At 62.1% G+C, this 2,279-nt stretch carries 2 protein-coding genes and 1 pseudogene; all 3 read right to left on the bottom strand.

Annotated features, from left to right (window positions below; all coding sequences use genetic code 11):
- Positions 1 to 363 (bottom strand): NAD(P)(+) transhydrogenase (Re/Si-specific) subunit beta (locus C9413_RS31310; protein ID WP_170251426.1); only part of this gene is annotated, 363 nt, incomplete at its 3' end.
- A 22-nt stretch (positions 364 to 385) separates the two neighbouring features.
- Positions 386 to 1,960 carry a Re/Si-specific NAD(P)(+) transhydrogenase subunit alpha gene (locus C9413_RS31305; protein ID WP_040116316.1) on the bottom strand — a complete coding sequence of 525 codons (1,575 nt, stop codon included), beginning with the start codon at positions 1,958 to 1,960 and terminating at the stop codon, positions 386 to 388.
- Positions 1,961 to 2,070: 110 nt separating this feature from the next.
- Positions 2,071 to 2,279: pseudogene (locus C9413_RS31300) on the bottom strand (S-(hydroxymethyl)glutathione dehydrogenase); the annotation flags it as partial.

Raw genomic sequence — 2,279 nt, 5'->3', positions numbered from 1 at the left:
GTGGAGGTGGTGGGCGGCCTGGGTGGAGAATTCACGCACCGTCAAATGGGAGTGAAGGCCGAGAACGGCCGCGGAGAGGCAGACGAAGGAGTGAAGGGCCGCCACGAGCTGCGGCATGCCGGTCATTTCGACACGCCGCGCCATGACCGCGCCAATGACCGCACCGAACACGAGCATGCCGATGAGCACCGTCGAAAGGCCAACGCCCGGCCCGAAGACCGTCGCAATGGCGGCGATCGCCATGCCGACGATGCCGTACCATACGGCGCGCTTGGCGCTTTCCTGGCCCGAAAGCCCGCCAAGCGCGAGGATAAAGAGAACCGAAGCCGCTATATAAGCGGCGGTCTGGATACCGATAGACATTGTAAAATCCCCCGCGCCCCGATCAGGACTTCTGGAACATGTTCAGCATGCGGCGCGTCACCATGAAGCCGCCGACGATATTGATCGTCGCGATCGCCACGGAAGTGGCCGCAAGAGCGGTCACCAACCAACCGCCCGCCGTGATCTGCAAGAGCGCGCCGATGATGATGATGCCGGAGATGGCGTTGGTGACGGCCATGAGCGGCGTATGCAGCGAGTGCGAAACGCCCCAGATCACCTGGAACCCGACGAAGCAGGCAAGTGCGAAAACGGTGAAATGGCCCATGAATGCCGGCGGCGCAAAGGCACCGATGAGGAGCATGGCCAGCCCGCCGACGATCAGAAGCCCGACCTGATTTCGCGTCGCAGCCTTGAAGCCGGCGGCCTCTGCGGCCCGCTTTTGTTCAGGAGTCAGCTCCTTGGCCTTTTCCTTGGGTTTCTGCGCCGCGATCGCCTGGATCTTGGGCGGCGGCGGCGGATAGGTAATTTCGCCCTGGAAAGCGACCGTCGCACCGCGGATCACGTCGTCTTCCATGTTGTGGACGATGACGCCATCCTTCTTAGGGGTCAGATCCGTCATCATGTGGCGGATGTTGGTCGAATAAAGCGTCGACGACTGTGCAGCCATGCGGCTTGGGAAGTCGGTATAGCCGATGACGGTGACGCCGTTGTCCGAGATGATCTTCTGGTCCGGTACGGTCAGGTCGCAATTGCCGCCGCGCTCGGCGGCAAGGTCGATGATGACCGAGCCCGGCTTCATCACGGCCACCATGTCGGCAAGCCAGAGCTTCGGCGCGTCGCGGCCGGGGATCAGCGCCGTTGTGATGACGATGTCGATGTCAGGCGCGATTTCGCGGAACTTCTTCAGTTGCGCCTCGCGGAACTCGGGCGAGGAGGGCGCGGCATAGCCGCCCATCGCAGCGCCGTCTTGCTGCTGTTCCTCGAAGTCGAGGAAGACGAATTCCGCGCCCATGGATTCGATCTGCTCGGCGACTTCCGGCCGCACGTCGAAGGCATAGGTGATAGCGCCGAGCGAAACGCTGGTGCCAACCGCGGCAAGACCGGCAACGCCCGCACCGATGACCAGGACCTTGGCCGGCGGGATCTTGCCGGCGGCCGTCACCTGGCCGGTGAAGAAGCGGCCGAAATTGTTAGCCGCCTCGATCACGGCGCGATAGCCAGCGATATTGGCCATGGAAGAGAGAGCGTCCATCTTTTGGGCGCGAGAAATGCGCGGCACCATATCCATGGCAATCACGTTGGCACCGGTCGCTTTCGCCTGGTCCAGAAGATCTTTATTCTGTGCCGGATAGAAGAGCGAGATCAGCGTCGTTCCGCTCGAAAGCCTCGCCACTTCGCTCGGTTCCGGCGGCCGCACCTTGGCGATCACGTCGGCGCTTGCAAAGAGCATTTCGGCGCTGTCGACAACCGTCACCCCGGCAGCACGGTAGGCATCGTCCGAGAAGCCCGCACGTTTGCCGGCGCCGGTTTCGATGGCGCATCGATATCCGAGTTTCTGAAGCTGTCTGGCGCTGTCGGGCGTCATTGCAACGCGCGCCTCTCCTTCGAGCCTCTCTCGAGGCGATCCTATCAGCACGTATCCCTCCTTGATTATAGAAAGTCACTTGATGTCTAAGCGACGCTTGGTGTCGGTGCGGCTGAGGCCGAACCAATGAAAACCTTCGCGTCGCAATCTGACGATTGGCCTCAATAAATCACGACGCCGCGGATGCTTTCGCCCTTGTGCATGAGTTCGAAGCCCTTGTTGATGTCTTCGAGCGGCATCGTCTGGGTGATCATCGGATCGATCTGGATCTTGCCTTGCATGTACCAGTCGACGATCTTCGGCACGTCGGTGCGGCCGCGCGCGCCGCCAAAGGCGGTGCCCACCGCGCTGCGGCCGGGGACCAGCTGGA

It is taken from the genome of Rhizobium sp. SEMIA 4085 (assembly GCF_013004495.1).
GTDB lineage: Bacteria > Pseudomonadota > Alphaproteobacteria > Rhizobiales > Rhizobiaceae > Rhizobium > Rhizobium gallicum.
This window is presented reverse-complemented; position numbering and strand designations above follow the sequence as displayed.